15 protein-coding genes are annotated in these 15,092 nt (G+C 70.8%); 11 read left to right on the forward strand and 4 right to left on the reverse strand.

Translation table 11 applies throughout. The annotated features are described in order from the left end of the window. The first annotated feature begins 6 nt into the window (after positions 1–6). From JGU66_24150 to JGU66_24190, 9 genes are all read left to right on the forward strand, one after another. Positions 7–285, forward strand: coding sequence for a glutaredoxin family protein (locus tag JGU66_24150; protein ID MBJ6763875.1), 279 nt, complete (start codon positions 7–9; stop codon positions 283–285). A 145-nt stretch (positions 286–430) separates the two neighbouring features. Then, positions 431–1,363: a diguanylate cyclase gene (locus JGU66_24155; GenBank protein ID MBJ6763876.1), complete on the forward strand. Its 933-nt coding sequence runs from the start codon at positions 431–433 to the stop codon at positions 1,361–1,363. A 45-nt stretch (positions 1,364–1,408) separates the two neighbouring features. Beyond that, positions 1,409–3,025: a sigma-54-dependent Fis family transcriptional regulator gene (locus tag JGU66_24160; protein MBJ6763877.1), complete on the forward strand. Its 1,617-nt coding sequence runs from the start codon at positions 1,409–1,411 to the stop codon at positions 3,023–3,025. Positions 3,026–3,067: 42 nt separating this feature from the next. Next, positions 3,068–3,874 (forward strand): NAD-dependent epimerase/dehydratase family protein, encoded by an 807-nt coding sequence (locus JGU66_24165; GenBank protein MBJ6763878.1) that lies wholly within the window; start codon positions 3,068–3,070, stop codon positions 3,872–3,874. 106 nt (positions 3,875–3,980) lie between these two features. Beyond that, positions 3,981–4,505 (forward strand): GNAT family N-acetyltransferase, encoded by a 525-nt coding sequence (locus tag JGU66_24170; protein MBJ6763879.1) that lies wholly within the window; start codon positions 3,981–3,983, stop codon positions 4,503–4,505. A 207-nt stretch (positions 4,506–4,712) separates the two neighbouring features. Next, entirely contained in the window at positions 4,713–5,516 is an 804-nt protein-coding gene (locus JGU66_24175) for an ActD protein (protein MBJ6763880.1), read from the forward strand. Next, entirely contained in the window at positions 5,516–7,741 is a 2,226-nt protein-coding gene (locus tag JGU66_24180; GenBank protein MBJ6763881.1) for a caspase family protein, read from the forward strand. Before JGU66_24175 ends, JGU66_24180 begins: the two co-directional genes overlap by 1 nt. Before the next feature lie 119 nt (positions 7,742–7,860). Continuing rightward, positions 7,861–8,430, forward strand: a complete 570-nt coding sequence (locus JGU66_24185; protein ID MBJ6763882.1) for a tetratricopeptide repeat protein — start codon at positions 7,861–7,863, stop codon at positions 8,428–8,430. A gap of 177 nt (positions 8,431–8,607) precedes the next feature. Then, positions 8,608–9,750 carry a 3-deoxy-7-phosphoheptulonate synthase gene (locus JGU66_24190; protein ID MBJ6763883.1) on the forward strand — a complete coding sequence of 381 codons (1,143 nt, stop codon included), beginning with the start codon at positions 8,608–8,610 and terminating at the stop codon, positions 9,748–9,750. 3 nt (positions 9,751–9,753) lie between these two features. On the opposite strand, the gene JGU66_24195 is transcribed toward JGU66_24190, so the two are convergent. Further along, the gene (locus JGU66_24195) at positions 9,754–10,578 is read right to left on the reverse strand and encodes a prephenate dehydratase (GenBank protein MBJ6763884.1); all 825 of its coding nucleotides are present in this window, start codon (positions 10,576–10,578) and stop codon (positions 9,754–9,756) included. Further along, a complete protein-coding gene (pheA, locus tag JGU66_24200; protein MBJ6763885.1) occupies positions 10,571–11,710 on the reverse strand; it encodes a prephenate dehydratase in 1,140 nt (379 codons plus the stop codon). The genes JGU66_24195 and pheA overlap by 8 nt, the downstream gene beginning before the upstream one ends. A gap of 268 nt (positions 11,711–11,978) precedes the next feature. On the opposite strand from pheA, the gene JGU66_24205 reads away from it, so the two are divergent. Beyond that, complete coding sequence (locus JGU66_24205) at positions 11,979–13,445, forward strand: amino acid permease (GenBank protein ID MBJ6763886.1); 1,467 nt, start codon at positions 11,979–11,981, stop codon at positions 13,443–13,445. Here the strand turns inward: JGU66_24205 and JGU66_24210 are convergent. Together JGU66_24210 and JGU66_24215 are read right to left on the reverse strand one after the other, a co-directional pair. Further along, positions 13,393–13,842 (reverse strand): EVE domain-containing protein, encoded by a 450-nt coding sequence (locus tag JGU66_24210; GenBank protein MBJ6763887.1) that lies wholly within the window; start codon positions 13,840–13,842, stop codon positions 13,393–13,395. The genes JGU66_24205 and JGU66_24210 overlap by 53 nt on opposite strands. Positions 13,843–13,929: 87 nt before the next feature. Further along, the gene (locus JGU66_24215; protein MBJ6763888.1) at positions 13,930–14,124 is read right to left on the reverse strand and encodes a hypothetical protein; all 195 of its coding nucleotides are present in this window, start codon (positions 14,122–14,124) and stop codon (positions 13,930–13,932) included. A 385-nt stretch (positions 14,125–14,509) separates the two neighbouring features. Here JGU66_24215 and JGU66_24220 point away from each other — a divergent pair, with 385 nt between their 5' ends. Further along, positions 14,510–15,082: a polysaccharide biosynthesis/export family protein gene (locus tag JGU66_24220; GenBank protein ID MBJ6763889.1), complete on the forward strand. Its 573-nt coding sequence runs from the start codon at positions 14,510–14,512 to the stop codon at positions 15,080–15,082. Positions 15,083–15,092 lie beyond the last annotated feature (10 nt).

The raw sequence follows: 15,092 nt of genomic DNA on the forward strand, positions 1-15,092 counted from the left end.
CAACGCATGAGAGTCGATATCTACTCGAAACCCAATTGCTCCCTCTGCGAGAAGGCGAGGGTCGTGGTCGAGGAGGTGCGTGCTCGCATCCCCTTCGAGCTGCGGATCCTCAGCATCCTCGAGGACCCTGAGCTTCTGACCCGCTGGCGTTACGAAATCCCCGTGGTGGTCATCGACGGGGTGCCCGCCTTCACGCTCCAGGTGGATGCCGAGTCCCTGGAAGCCCGGGTGCGTGAGGCAATGGGTGGCATACCCGTTGCTAAATCGCTCGCCCGGGATGGGTAGGGCCGCGCCCTTCACCTGGAAATCCAGGGGGATGCACGCCGTGGAGGAGGGGGAGGGGCTGTAATTCCGGGCGGCGGGCGGAGGGCATCGTGGGTCAAAAAGTGCTGTCGGGGAGGGCGCGACGGTGGGTGTGAGACACAAGCGCGTGGGGCGGGCGGGACAGCCTCCCACGGTGCTGCTGGTCGAGCCCCGGGCTGACGCCCTGGAGCGGACCCGGGCCCTGCTGGGGGAGGCGGGGTTCCGGGTGGTTCCCGTGACGCGTTTCGACGCGGCGGCGCCCCTGTTCGAAGTGGTGCGTCCGGACGCCGCGCTGTTGGCCGCGCAGGCGCCGGACTTCGCGGCGGTGCAGGTGGCGAGGCGGCTGCGGCAGATCAGCCGAGGCACGGTGCCGTTGATGTACCTGGTGGATCCACACGACCCCGAGGCGTGGCGGCACTGCCTGCAGAAAGGGCAGTGCGTGGACGTGGCGCCGCGCTCGGGGAGTGGGGACGAGCTGCCCATGAAGCTGCATGCGCAGCTGCGCTTGAAGCAGGCGGTGGAGCGCGCGGCGGTGGGCGAGGAGTCGAGCACCGCGCTGGCGCTGCATGACGCGGTGACGGGGCTCTACAACCGACCGTTCCTGCTCGCGTTGATCGGCTTGGAGATGCGGCGCGCGGAGCGCTACGGCGGCAACTTCAGCGTGCTGACGGCGCGGGTGGATGGCTGGGCATCGTTCCGCAAGGAGTATGGGCGGGGGATGGCGGAGCGGCTGCTCGTGTACTGCGCGGTGGTGTTGGGGCAGACGGTGCGGGAGGCGGACGCGGTGGCGCGCGTGGGCGAATGCGAGTTCGCCGTGCTGCTGCCGGGGACGCCCACGGAGACGGTGCAGGACGTGGTGGCCCGGGTGGGGGCTCGATTCGACGCGGCGCGCTTCCAGGTGGAGGGGCGCGTGGTGCAGACGGCGCTGGGGTTGGGGGCGGTGAGCTTCCCAGACACGGTGGGCACGCCCATGCAGTTGCTGAGCGCTGCCCTCCAGACGCTGCGCCGCACGCGCGAGATTCGGCGGGCCGCCGGGGCACCGACCCGGCTGTCCGTGTGAGGAAGGCGGGAGGGTTCGATGCACAGGGCGAGCGGAGGCGAGGGGATGGATCGGATCGCGGTACTGGTGGTCGATGACGAGGAGTCGGTGCGCACCTTTCTGTCCGAGCTGCTGGGCAGCGCGGGATATCAGGTGCGCTGTGCCGCCAGCGGGGCCCAGGCCTTGGAGATGCTCTCGGGCGGCTCCTTTGACGCCATGCTCCTGGATGTGGTGATGCCGGAGCTGAGTGGACTGGACGTGCTGCGACGCTATCGCAGCTCAGGGGGCAGCGCGCCGGTCATCGTGCTCAGCGCGCTGGCGGGCGCGGACGACGCGGTGCGCGCGATGAAGATGGGGGCCAGCGATTACCTGTCGAAGCCGTTCGGGAATGACGAACTCCAGGATGTGCTGTCGCGAGCCCTGGGGCCTCGTGTCCCCGAGCGTGCGGGAGCCGGAGGGGGGCGGGCACTGGCGGCGACCTCGGACTCGGGCGTGGATGCTCGAGCGCTCATTTCCAATTCTTCTTCCATGCGCCGGGCGCGCGCGCTCGTCGAGCGCATCGCGGACACCGATGTGCCGGTGTTGCTCTTGGGCGAGTCCGGCACGGGCAAGGAGGTCATCGCCCGGGAGATTCACGCGCGCAGTCAGCGACGCGGCCGGCCCTTCATCAAGGTCAACTGCGCCGCGCTGCCGGGTGAGTTGCTGGAGAGCGAGCTGTTCGGCCATGAGCGCGGGGCCTTCACGGGCGCCACCGCGGAGAAGCCAGGCAAGTTCGAGCTGGCGGATCAGGGCACCATCTTCCTGGACGAGATTGGTGAGATGGCCATCCGCCTCCAGGCCAAGCTGCTCCAGGTGCTCCAGGACGAGGAGTTCTTCCGCGTCGGTGGCAAGAAGAGTGTCCGGGTGGACAGCCGCGTCGTCGTGGCCACGAACCGCGACCTGGAGAAGGAGATCGCCCTCGGCAACTTCCGCGAGGACCTGTACTACCGCCTCAATGTCGTGGCCATCCGACTGCCTCCGTTGCGTGAGCGCAAAGAGGATGTGCTGCCCCTCACGGATCACTTCCTGAAGAAGTACGGCCGCAACTTCATCCACGCCGCGTCGGAGCTGCCCTCGGAGGTGCTCCATGCGTTCGCCGACTATGACTGGCCCGGCAACGTGCGCGAGCTGGAGAACATGGTCCGGCGGCTGTGCGTGCTGAAGGACCCAACGCTGGTGCTCGATGAGTTGCATGCGGCGAGTCGCAGCCCCGCGAGCGCGCCCTCGCTGCCCACCGCGTATGGCGGCGACGATGGCACGCCTCTGCCGCGCGCCGAGGAGCCGGCTCGCGCGCCCGTGAGCCCCGGTGTGCAGGTGCTGGAGATGCCCGCGCGGGGTGGGGCTTCGGGGAGTGGTGTCCCCGAGCCGGTGGTGAACGCGGTCGTGCCGCCGACTCGTTACGCGAATCCGTTCGATGCGCCCCAGCCTCCGCCTCCACCTCCGCCTGCCGGGGAGCTGTCGCTCAAGGACATTGGCAAGCGCGCGGCGATGCTGGCCGAGCGCGAGGCCATCCTCGTGATGCTCCAGCGCACGGCCTGGAACAAGCGGCGCGCCGCGACCAAGCTGCGGATCAGCTACAAGGCGCTGCTCTACAAAATCAAGGAGTGCGGCATCGTCGACCCGCGCGCGAGCGCTGAGTTCTGACGCCGACTTGCGCGCGGAGCCCGAGCCCGCTATCGCGCGGGCATGTCGCCTCCACTGGTGTTGCTGGGCTCGGGGTACACGCTGACGCGCCTTGCCGTGGCGGAAGCCTCGGCGGGCCGCGAGGTCCTGGCCGCGACGCGTGACCCGGACCGGCGCGCGCGGCTTACTCAGGCGGGGGCTCGCGTGGGCTCGCTGGAGGCGGCGCTCTTGCTGGCGCCCGGCGCGCACGTGGTCGTGTCGCTGCCTCCAGAGGCGGGGCTCGATGCGCGGGTCGCCGAGGTGCTCGCGACGGCGCCTCCCGCGCGGCTGGTCTACCTGTCCTCCACGGGCGTGTATGGATCCGCGCGGGGCCAGGTGGACGAGGACACCGCGGTGGACCCCTCGACGCCCATGTCTCGGGGGCGGCTGGAGGCCGAGGCGCGCTATCTCGCGGTGGGCGCCGTGGTGCTGCGCATCGCGGGCATCTACGGGCCGGGTCGTGGTGCCCATCTGCGGCTGCGCACCGGGGCGTTGCGGCTTCCCGAGTCGGGGGGAGGGCGGCTCAGTCGCATTCACGTGGACGATCTGGGCCGGGCCATCCACGTCGTGCTGGAGCGCGGTGTCCCAGGCGCCGTCTACTGCGTGGCCGATGACCGGCCCGCCACGCTCGCGCAGACGGTGGGCTGGCTCTGCGAGCGCCTGGGGCTGCCGCTCCCTTCGACGGTCCCGCTGGCGCAGATGCACGAGTCGCTGCGCGGCGACCGCGCCATCTCCGCCGCGCGCTTGAAGGCGCTCGGCTGGGCGCCTCTGCATCCGGACTTCGAGGCTGGCTTCACTGCTGTCTTGGAGGAAGAGTCCCGGTGCGACTGACCGCCGCGGTGACCCTGTGGCGGCTTCGCTCCGCGGACGCTGATCCGGTTCATGCGCCGTGCGAGAGCGCCCACGCTTTCGGAAGAGTCCTCGAGGAGGATGCCCGGTGAGTTCGACGGATGCCGTGACCCTGCGACGACTTCGCCCCGATGAAGCCGAGCAGGTTCGTGCCCTGCGCCAGCGCGCGCTGCGCGAGAGCGCCCACTCCTTCGGCTCTCTTCCCGAGGAGGATGCTGCCTTGCCCATCGAGGAGATGCGCGCGCGGCTCGGGGCGGGGGCACCGGAGGAGCGGGTCGCGGTGGGCGCGTTCCTCGCGGGCTCGCTGGTGGGCGTGGTCGGGCTGCGGCGCGAGGGGCGCCACAAGACCCGGCACAAGGCCACCGTGTGGGGCATGTACGTGGCGCCCGAGGCCCGCGGGACGGGCTTGGGTCGGCGCCTGCTGCTGGCCCTGATCGAAGAGGGGCGGCGGATGCCCGGCGTGGAGCGGCTGCTGCTCGCGGTGGTCGCGGACAACGTGGCGGCCCGCTCGCTCTACCTGTCGCTGGGGTTCGAGCCGTATGGCCTGGAGCGCCGCGCCCTGCGCATGGGGGACACCTACCTCGACGAGGAGTTCATGGTGCTCTCCCTCTGACAGTAGGGAGCGTGGACGGGGCCGGTGACACTCCCGGCCCGCCCTGGTGTTCGTTTGGGCGTGTGAGGGCGCTGATCCCCCGCGCGAGACCAGGAGAACACCGTGGATTCCACACATGAGCCGGGGGAGACGCAGGTGGGCGAAGGGGCCGAGGCAGGCCGCCAGGTCTCGGGTCCGCGCTGTCTGGGTCGGGAGGTCGCCTGAGCCATGGTCGCCCACACGCCGGAGTGGTTACTGGAGCGCATCGCCCTGAACGAGCTGCCCGCCTCTCACGTCGCCGCTCGCACCCGCCTCCTGGCCGAGCTGGATGGCCCCGCTCGGTTGGCCCGATTGGAGGAGGACTCCCGCCGCACCCTGGAGCGCTTCGCGCCCGCCCAGGTGGCCGCTGAAGTGGAGCGCCGCCGCCGAACCCAGGCGCTCGCCGCCGAGCGCGCGACCGTGGCGCACCCTTGGTTCGGCTCGCTGACCCTGGGCTTTCCCGTGGCGGCGTGCCTGGTCCTCCTGGTCCTGAGCGCCTCGCGCGACCTGACGCCCGAGACGCGCGCCACCGGAGTCTCGCCGCTGGAGTGGGAGACGGTGCGCATCAAGGGCGCGGCCCGGCTGCTCGTCCACCGCCAGGGCGCGCGCGAGCCCGAATCGCTGTCGAACCACTCCCAGGCGCACCGTGGGGACCTGTTGCAGCTGAGCTACTTGTCCGGTGGCCGCCGCCATGGTGCCGTGGTGTCCCTGGACGGTCGGGGCGCGGTGACGCTGCACTTCCCCGAGCGTCTCACGGGCTCCACCGCGCTCAAGGCGGGGGAGGCCGTGTCCCTGCCGAACGCGTACGAGCTGGATGACGCCCCCTCGTTCGAGCGCTTCGTCTTCGTGACGAGTGATTCGCCGGTCGACGTCGCAGCCGTGCTAGAGGCGGCACGCCGGGTGGCGCAGCAGCCGCAGTCCGCGCGTGAAGTGCGCCTCCCTCTGCCAGAATCGCTGGCCCAGACGTCTTTCACATTGGAAAAGGTGCCGTGATGCGCTGGCTCCCCTGGACCTTCCTCTTGCTTCCCTGGCTCGCCTCGGCGGCCCCCAACGAGCCCTCGGGCGTGACGGTGCGCCGCTTCGCGCTGTTGGTCGGCGTCAACGATGGCGGCACGAACCGCCTGCCGCTGCGCTACGCGGCGTCGGATGCGCGCGCCTTCGGGGACGTCCTGGTGGAGCTGGGCGGCGTGCAGCCCGCGGATCGGATCCTCCTGGTGGACAGCGACCGCGCGGGGCTGGTGGATGCGCTGCGGCGCTTCTCAGACCGCGTGAAGGCGGCTCGCGGGGCGGGGCGGACCGAGGCGCTCATCTACTACTCGGGCCACTCGGACGAGGAGGGCCTGCTGCTGAAGAATGATCGCTTCGGCTACTCGGAGCTGCGCAAGGCGCTGGAGGCGCTGCCCGCCGATGTGCGCATCGCCATCCTCGACTCGTGCGCGTCCGGCACCCTGGCGCGACAGAAGGGGGGCGTGCTGCGTCCCGCGTTCCTCGTGGACGCGTCGTCGGCCGTGCGGGGCCACGCCATCCTCACGTCGTCCTCCGAGGACGAGGTGTCCCAGGAGTCGGATCGCATCGGCGGCTCGTTCTTCACGCACAACCTGGTGTCGGGCCTGCGCGGCGCGGCGGACTCCACGGGGGACGGCCGCGTGACGCTGCACGAGGCCTACCAGTTCGCCTTCCACGAGACGCTCGCGCGCACGGAGAAGACGCGCGCGGGCGCGCAGCACCCGGCCTATGACATCGAGCTGGCGGGCACGGGCGACCTGGTGATGACGGACCTGCGCGCCACGTCCGCCGCGCTCGTGCTGGAGGATGGTCTCGAGGGGCGCATGTTCGTGCGCGACGAGCCCGGCCGGCTCGTGGTGGAGCTGAACAAGCTGGCGGGTCGCTCGACCGAGCTGGGCCTCCAGCCCGGGCGCTATGTCATCACCCGTGAGCGCCGGGGCGAGGGCTCCGAGGCGGCCATCGTGGTGCGCGAGGGCGCGCGCGCGGCGCTCGCGGACGCGGACTTCCACGCCGTCACGGGTGAGCTGACGGCCCTTCGCGGCGGTCCCGCGGTGGGCGGTCCCGTTGCCGCCGGTGCGGTGGATGCGCCGCAGCAGGCCGCGCCGCGTCAGCAGACCTTCCTCAACCTGGGCATCGCCCCTGGGGTTCAGACGAACGACATGATGGGGGGCGGCGAGCGAGACAACTCGGTGTCCTTCTCACTGGGCGTGGCGCGCATGTCGCGGCTGGATGGCGTGGGGCTGGCGCTGGGCGGCAACTGGGCCACGGAATCGATGCGCGGCGTGATGCTGGGCCTGGGCGGCAACTACTCGGAGGGCGATGCCTCGGGCGTGATGCTCGGCGTGGGCGCCAACTGGGTGCGTGGCCGGATTGACGGCGTTCAGGCCTCCTCGGGCGTGAACATGGCGGGCAAGGGCGGCTCGGCGTACCAGCTCTCCTCGGGCGCCAACATCTCTGGAGGGTCGCTGCGCGGCGCGCAGTTGGGCGCGGGGGCCAACTGGATCGAGGGGGACCTCTCCGGTGTGCAGCTCTCCGCGGGCGTCAACATGGTGCGCGGCCACATGAAGGGCATCCAGGGGGCCGCGGGCCTGAGCTGGGCGGACACCGCCGAGGGCATGCAGTTGTCCATCGTCAACGTGGGCACGGACGTGTCGGGCGCGCAGGTGGGCCTCATCAACATCGCGGGGAAGATGCGCGGCCTGCAGCTCGGCGTCGTCAACGTGGCCACCGACATGGAGGGCGTGCCCGTGGGCCTGCTGAGCATCGCGCAGAACGGGCAGTTCCACCTGGAGGTGTTCGGCAGCGACATCAACCCCGGCAACGTGTCCCTCAAGCTGGGCAGCCGGACCTTCTACACGACGCTCGTCGCGGGCATCGGGGACATGCCGGGCCAGAAGCGTCACTGGACGCTCGGTCTGGGGCTCGGCGCGCACCTGCCGCTGACCGACCGCCTCTTCGCGGACGTGGATGTCATCTCCCACAACGTCTTCGGTCTCGAGGAGGGGTGGGACTCCAACCGGCTGCTCCATCAGGCGCGGCTGATCGGCGGCTGGCAGCTCACCTCGCACCTGGCGCTCATCGGCGGCCCGACCTTCAACGTCCTTCACGCCACGAGCGGCCAGACGGTGGGGCACATCAGTCGGCTGGCGAGCGAAGCAGGCACGCGGAAGGTGGTGCTGTGGCCGGGCGTGCAGCTCGGCTTGCGCATCTGAATAGGTGCCATCAGTCCGAGTCGGGGGGGCGCCTTTCCATCCGGCCTTCTCCGGTGTCAGGCTCGCGAACCCGGTCGCGCTCCCGCGCGGCCATCGCCACCCTGTCCCGAGGGGTCACGATGTCGTCCAAGTCGTTGTTCGCGGCCTATAGCGAGGGCGTTCACCGCTCCATGGCCGGCAGCCATGAGGCCGCGATCCAGGCGTTCGACAAGGTCCTGGCCGAGGACCCCAGTCACTTTCCAGCGCTGACCGCGAAGGCGTCGTCGCTGAAGCAGCTCGGTCGGACCCCCGAGGCGCTGCGCTGCTTTCAGCGCGCCATCGAGCTGGAGCCGACCCTGGCGGATCCGCACCGCGACGCCGCCCTCTGTCAGTTGGAGCTGGGAGAGCCCGAGGCGGGCGCGGCCCTCATGGAGCGCGCCGTCCAGCTCAACAGCGCCCCGGGCTACCGCGAGGCCGCCGCCGTCGAGGTCTACACGGTGGGCAACGCCTTGCTGACCCAGGGCCCTCGGCGTCCGGACAAGGCGCGCTATCGCCTGGCTCGGCAGGTCTTCGAGCTGGCGCTGGAGCTGTCCCCCGCCTACGTGGAAGCCGCCAAGGCGCTGTCGGATGTGTGGGCGCACCTGGGCGACACGGCCCAGCGCGACCACTATGCGCAGCTCGCCAGTCGGCTGCGCCCGGCGGGAGCCTGAGCCGCCGGGAATCCTCCCGCCTGCTCCGCGTGTTGCCCCGTCCCCGCCCGGCCATTCCGGCGACCTTCGCGCGCACGCGCGGGGCCGGAGGGCGGGGCGTTGCCCGGGTGTTACAGCGCACTCGCCCCTCATTTTCTGGCCGGCCCGCCGAGGCCGCCCCACAGGAGAGAAGCCCGTATGATCGTGATGCTCGAGCCGGATTCCCCCGAGTCCGTCGTGTCCGCAGTCCTCCAGGTCGTCTCGCAGTACAAGGGCGTGACGCCTCGGACGCATGTCATCTCCGGGGCGGAGTCCACCATCACGGAGATCTACCTGCTGGGCTCCACGGCGCAGGTTCCCGTGGAGGCGTTCCAGCAGCTCGCGGGCGTGCGGCAGGTGGTCCGCGTGTCGCAGAAGTACCGGATGATCGGCCGGCACAGTGGCCAGCGCGTCACGACGGGCTTCGAGTACAACGGCGTCACCTTCGATGACCGCTCGGTGAACATCTTCGCGGGCCTGTGCGCGGTGGACACGCCGCAGAGCGTGGACGCGATGATGGCGGCGCTCGCTCGCTGCGGCATCCAGACGACGCGCATGGGCGCGTACAAGCCGCGCACGAACCCGTACGAGTTCCAGGGCCTGGGTGCGTCCTGCCTCCCCTGGGTGTTCGAGTCGGCGGGCCGGCATGGCGTGAAGGTCGTCGCGATGGAGGTGACGCACCCGCGCCACATCGACGAGATCCGCGACGCGCTGGAGAAGGCCGGCAACCCCACGGGCGTCATGCTCCAGGTGGGCACGCGCAACGCGCAGAACTTCGAGCTGCTCAAGAGCATCGGCCAGCAGCGTGAGTTCCCCGTGCTCTTCAAGCGCGGCATGGGCATCACCCTGGAGGAGTCCCTCAACGCGTGCGAGTACGTGGCGAGCGAGGGCAACGCGAAGATCATCTTCTGCCTTCGCGGCGTGAAGACGCACCTGGGCGACCCGCACCGCAACATGGTGGACTTCGCACACGTGCCCGTGGTGCGCCGCCTCACGCGCCTGCCGGTGTGCGTGGATCCGTCGCACGCCATCGGTCGCGCCGAGGCGCCGCCGGACGGGCTGCCGGACATCTTCCACGCGATTGGCCAGGGCATCATCGCGGGCGCCTCCATGGTGTTGGTGGACTTCCACCCGCAGCCCGAGGCCGCGCTGTGCGATGGCCCGCAGGCCCTGCGCCTGGAGCAGCTCAAGGCGCTCCAGCGCTACGTGCAGATCGTCCGTGGCGCCTATGACGAGGTCGTCGCGAACGGCGATGGCATGGGCAGCGAGTCGCGTGCCCCGGCCCTCGCGGTCGCGCGCTAGGCGTCACCCCGTCGCGTAGCCGCCGAGCACCCGAAGCGAGGTGCTCGCGGCGCGCGCGTCCCGCAGTGCGGCGAGGAGTCGCGGCGAGTCCTCCGCCGCCTCCACGTCCATCAGCCACACGGCGCGCCAGGTGTCGGCTCCCGGGCGCGGGAAGAGTCCCGTGACGATGAGGTCCCGCGAGGCGAAGGCGCCCAGCACATCGCGCAGGCCCCGCGCGGTGTCGTTCACGCTCACGCACAGCGTCGTCTTGCGCCGCGTGCCCACGTTCGGTGGCGGCGCGCGCCCCAGCACAAGGAACCGCGTGGCGTTGTCCGGCGAGTCCTCGATGCCCTCCGCCAGCACCGTCAGGCCGTAGCGCCGCGCGGCGGCAAGGCTGGCGATGGCGGCCGTGCGCGGTGGGCGCTCTTGCGCGACACGCTTCGCGGCCGCCGCGGTGTTGGACTCAGGCACGGGATGCAGGCCCTGGGTGCGCAGGTAGCTCGCGCACTGGGCCAGCGCTTGCGGATGGGAGAGGACTCGCTCGAGGTCCGCGAGCGCGAGACCGGGCGGCGCGAGCAGACAATGGCGCACGCGCAGCACCCACTCCCCCGCGAGCGGTGGCTGGAACTCCAGCAGCAGATCCAGGTTGTCCACCACGGGGCCGGCGATGGCGTTCTCCACCGGCACCACGCCTCCATCCACGCGCCCTTGCGCCACGGCCTCGAAGACCGCGCGGAAGGTGGGGTGGGGCAGGGCGTTCACGTCCGCGCCGAAGAGCGCGCGCGTGGCTTCCTCGCCGAATGCGCCGAACTCGCCCTGGAAGGCGATGCGTGGAGACGCATCAGGCATCGCGCTGCTCCGCGCGTGGGTAGGTGCCCAGCACGCGCAGCGACGAGGTCAACGGCCGCAGGTCCTCCAGCACCGCGGTGAGCGCGGCCGATGCGGCGTGGCCCTCGACGTCCAGATAGAAGCGGTACTTCCACGGCGCGCCTGGGATGGGCCGGGACTCGAGCTTGGTGAGGTTGACGCCGCGCTCGGTGATTCGCTGGAGCACCTGTCCGAGCGCGCCCGGCTTGTGCTCCAGCACCGCGAGCAGTGATGTCTTGCACGGGACATCGGGCGCGAGCGGCGTGGCCTCTCGGCCCACCTCGACGAACCGCGTGTAGTCCAGCGCGGGTTGCAGGTCGCTGGAGAGCAGCTCCAGGCCGAAGCGCTGCGCGGCGGACTCGCTGGCGATGGCCGCCGCGCTCCGGTCGTGCTTCTCCGCCACCTTCCTTGCTGCTCCCGCGGTGTCCGTCTCGGGGACGAGCTTCGCGTGGGGCAGGTGGGTGCGCAGGAAGGACTCGCACTGCTCCAGCGCTTGCGGATGGGAGTGCACCTCGCGCACGTCCTCGATGCGTGTCCCCGGCAGCACGAGCAGGCGGTGATCCACCTGGCTCACCAGCTCCGCGGTGATGACCACGCCGCCCTCGGCGAGCACGTCGTAGGTCTCGTTCATGCTGCCCGCGGTCGTGTTCTCGATGGGCAACAGCACGAAGTCCTGCTCGCCGCTGCGCAGGGCCTGGACGGCCTCGCGGGCGAGGTTGAAGCCGGTGAGGAGCACGCCGCCCGGTCGGCCCGTGTACCGCTGGCGCGCGGCGAGGTGGCTGTACGAGCCCTCGACGCCCAGGTAGCCCACGCGAAGAGGCGTGGTGTCCAGCCGGGCCACGAGCCCCTGCTGCCGCGCCACCGACATGTCCAGCAGCAGGCGGTAGATGCGCTCCACCTCGTGCGGATCCAGGCCGTGGCTCGCGGCGCGAGCGCGCACCTTGCGCAGCAGCAGGTCCTCGCGGTGCGGATCGCGAAAGGGCCAGGCCGCCGCGAGCTTCGTCCGGGCCACATCCTCCGCCACCGCCATGCGGCGACGAAAGGCATCGAGGATCTCCTCGTCGATCCGCTCGATGGCCGCGCGCAGTGCTTCCAGGTTGGGATTGTCCTTCATCATCGCACGATAGGGATTGCGTCAGGAGGTCAGGGAGGTTGAAGCCCGAGAGCCCGACCGAGGCCCTCCTCGCACCGATGCCAGGTCGGCGGGCGACTTCACACGACCCATGACAGGCCGTGGGGCGCGCGTCCGCGAGGCGGGGGTTCGTCGAGCGGTGGGGGCCATCGGGCCGGGAGTATGCCGACTTTCCGAGGGACTGTTCAGCAGTGAGTAGCCCTTCCCCGCGCGCGTCCCCTCCGCGCACGGGCCAGACCATGCTGGCGCCATGGCCCCCTCCGAGCGTCAGCTCCAGGACGACGCCGATCAGCTCCAGCGCCTCGGCTACGCGCAGCAGTTGCTGCGGAGCATGGGCGGGTTCTCCAACTTCGCGGTGTCCTTCTCCATCATCTCCATCCTCACCGGCGCGGTGACGCTCTACGGCCACGGCTTGCGCTTCGGTGGGCCCTTCGTCATGGGCGTGGGCTGGCCCCTGGTGGCGGTGATGACGTTGTCGGTGGCGGCGAGTCTGGCGCAGCTCGCCTCGTCGTTCCCCACCGCGGGCGCCCTGTACCACTGGGCCGCGATGCTGGGCGGGCCGCGCGTGGGCTTCTTCACCGCGTGGCTCAACACCTTGGGGCAGTTCGCCATCACCGCGGGCATCGACTACGGACTCGCCGAGTTCGTCGCGGACATGCTCTCGGGGACGCGCGACCGGTGGCACGTGCTGCCGCTGTACGTCGTCATCCTCGTATCCCACGCGGTGCTCAACCACGTGGGCGTGCGCGTCGTCGCGTGGCTCAACGATGTGTCCGCCTGGTATCACCTCGTCGGCGTGGGCGTGCTCATCGGCGCGTTGGCGCTCCTGGCGCCGCGTCAGCCGCTGGACTTCCTCTTCACCCGCGCGAGCGCCGAGACACCGCTCTACGCGTACGGCTTCCTCATCGGGCTCCTGCAGGCGCAGTGGACGTTCACGGGCTACGACGCCAGCGCGCACATCTCCGAGGAGACGGTGGACCCCACGCGCAATGCCCCCTGGGGCATCTTCCTGTCGGTCGCGGTCAGCGCGGTGGTGGGGCAGGTGCTCCTGGCCGTCGTGACGCTCGCCATCCATGACCTGCCCGCGGCGGTCGCCGCGCCCAATCCGTTCCTCTTCGTGCTGACGCACGCGCTGGGGCCCACGCTCGGCAATGCGCTCGTGTGGCTGGCCATCGGGGCCATGTGGTTCTGCGGCTTGTCATCGGTGACGTCGAACTCGCGCATGCTGTTCGCCTTCGCGCGAGACGGCGGCCTGCCGATGTCGGGCCCGCTGGCCAGCGTGTCGCCGCGCTTCCGCAGTCCCGCCGTGGCGGTGTGGGTGTCCGTGGCCATGGCCTTCGTCGTGGCGCTGTGGAGCGAGGCCTACGCGGCGATGGTGGCGCTCAGCACCCTGGCGCTCTACGCGTCCTACGCGCTGCCGGTGTGGATGGGGTGGCGCGCGCGCCGCGCGGGGACGTGGTCGCATCGCGGTCCCTGGGACCTGGGGCGCGCGTCCTCGTTCGTGAACGGCGTGGCGCTGGGTTGGTGCGGCGTGGTGATGGTGCTCTTCATGCTGCCGCCCAACCAACTCGCCGGCTACACCTTCGCGGGAGCGCTGGCGGTGCTGGGCCTCTACTGGTGGCGCGTGCAGCGCCACCGCTTCACTGGACCCAAGGTCAGCCTGGTCACCCTGCCGAGCGAGCGGGCGCCTTCGGGAGCGCCGTCTTCCCCAGCTTGAGCACGAGCTTGAAGTGCTCGGTGGGGACGGGCGTCACGCTGAGGCGGCTGCGGGTGACGAGCGGGAAGTCCTTGAGCGCGGCGGTGGCCTTGACCGTGGCCAGCGTCACCGGGCTCGAGAACGCGACGACGGGGCCTACGTCCACCGAGGCCCAGTCCTCGCCGGGCGCGGTGGCGTCGGGGCCGGGCTCGGAGAGCACCGTGGCCACGCCGACGACGGCCTTGTCCTCATTGGAGTGGTAGTAGAGGCACAGGTCGCCGGGCTTCATCGCCCGCAGGTTGTTGCGCGCCTCGAAGCTGCGCACGCCGGTCCAGGCCGTGCGGCCCTCTCGCTGAAGCTGCGCGAACGGATAGACCGAGGGTTCGCTCTTGATGAGCCAGTACTGGGGTTTCGCCATGGCGGCGCAACATAGAGCAGGCTCGGGCCCGCTTCGCCAGCGCCACCGCGCGGCCCCGGAGCTTGGGACTCCGGGGCCCCGTGCGGCTCAAGCCTGCTTGGCCATTCCGTTGGCCGGCGCCGCCGCCTTCGTGTGGAACAGCGCGCTGACGCCGTAGAGCGTCAACCCCACGCCGCCCACCACCGCGGCCTCGATGTGGGCCCCGAGCGCGGCGCCCATCAGCGCCATCACCCCCGCGCCCAACGTGAAGACCACACCCATTGCTCCCGCTGCCTTCCCCATCCCCGGCCTCCTCTGCGCGCGTTCCAGGAGCCCTTGCCCCTTGCGTCGGTTGGACGGTGTTTCAAGGCGCATGCCTTGCGTTTCCCCCCGGAAGTGGGAACGCGCGGGGCGTTGCGTGGGAACTCCGCTTCCATGACAGGGGTGCGGAGAGGATGAACGCGGCGGGTGAAGGACGGCATCGCAGGTCGGAAATTTTTTCCCGACGCCGTGGACGTCGCCTGGAGAGGCACGCCGTAACCCATGACGATCCATGGCCTTTCCCTGTCGACGCGAGATGGCACACGCGCTGCTAAGGCCAGCCGCCGGAAGCGTGGCGCCCGGTGGGGGTGGCCCCGGAGATGTGGCGCGCGCGCGACGGCTGGGGACGCAAGAGGGAGAGCGGACGATGGGCAAGAAGAGCGCGGGGTTCTGGGTGATGGTCGGGGTGCTCCTCCTGTCAGGGTGCGCGCATGACCGAGGCTTGAAGGTGGACAACTCGGATCAGCCCTTCCGCATTGGCCGCGAGGACGTGCTGGACGTGGCGGTGTGGAGAGACCCGGAGCTGTCGCGCACCGTGCCCGTGCGGCCCGACGGCTTCATCTCCATGCCCATGGTGGGCGAGGTCGTCGCGGCGGGGAAGACGCCCACGGAGCTGGCCGAGGCCCTCAAGGAGGGACTCAAGCCCTTCGTGCAGGAGCCGCGCGTGACGGTCATCGTCCGCGAGGTCAACAGCAGCCGCGTCTTCGTCACCGGTGAAGTGACGCACCCCGGGGCGTATCCGCTGCGAGGCCGCGTGTCGCTCTTGCAGGCCATCGCGCTGGCGGGCGGCTTCACCGACTTCGCGAACTCGGATGGCATCACGGTCATCCGCACGGACGGCAAGGGCGGGCAGATTCCGGTGCGCTACAGCGACCTGCTGTCACCGGATGGGGGACAGGACGTGGTGTTGCGTCCGGGGGACACCATCGTCGTTCCCTGAGGCCAGGGAG

The sequence above is a fragment of the Myxococcaceae bacterium JPH2 genome (assembly GCA_016458225.1).
GTDB lineage: Bacteria > Myxococcota > Myxococcia > Myxococcales > Myxococcaceae > Citreicoccus.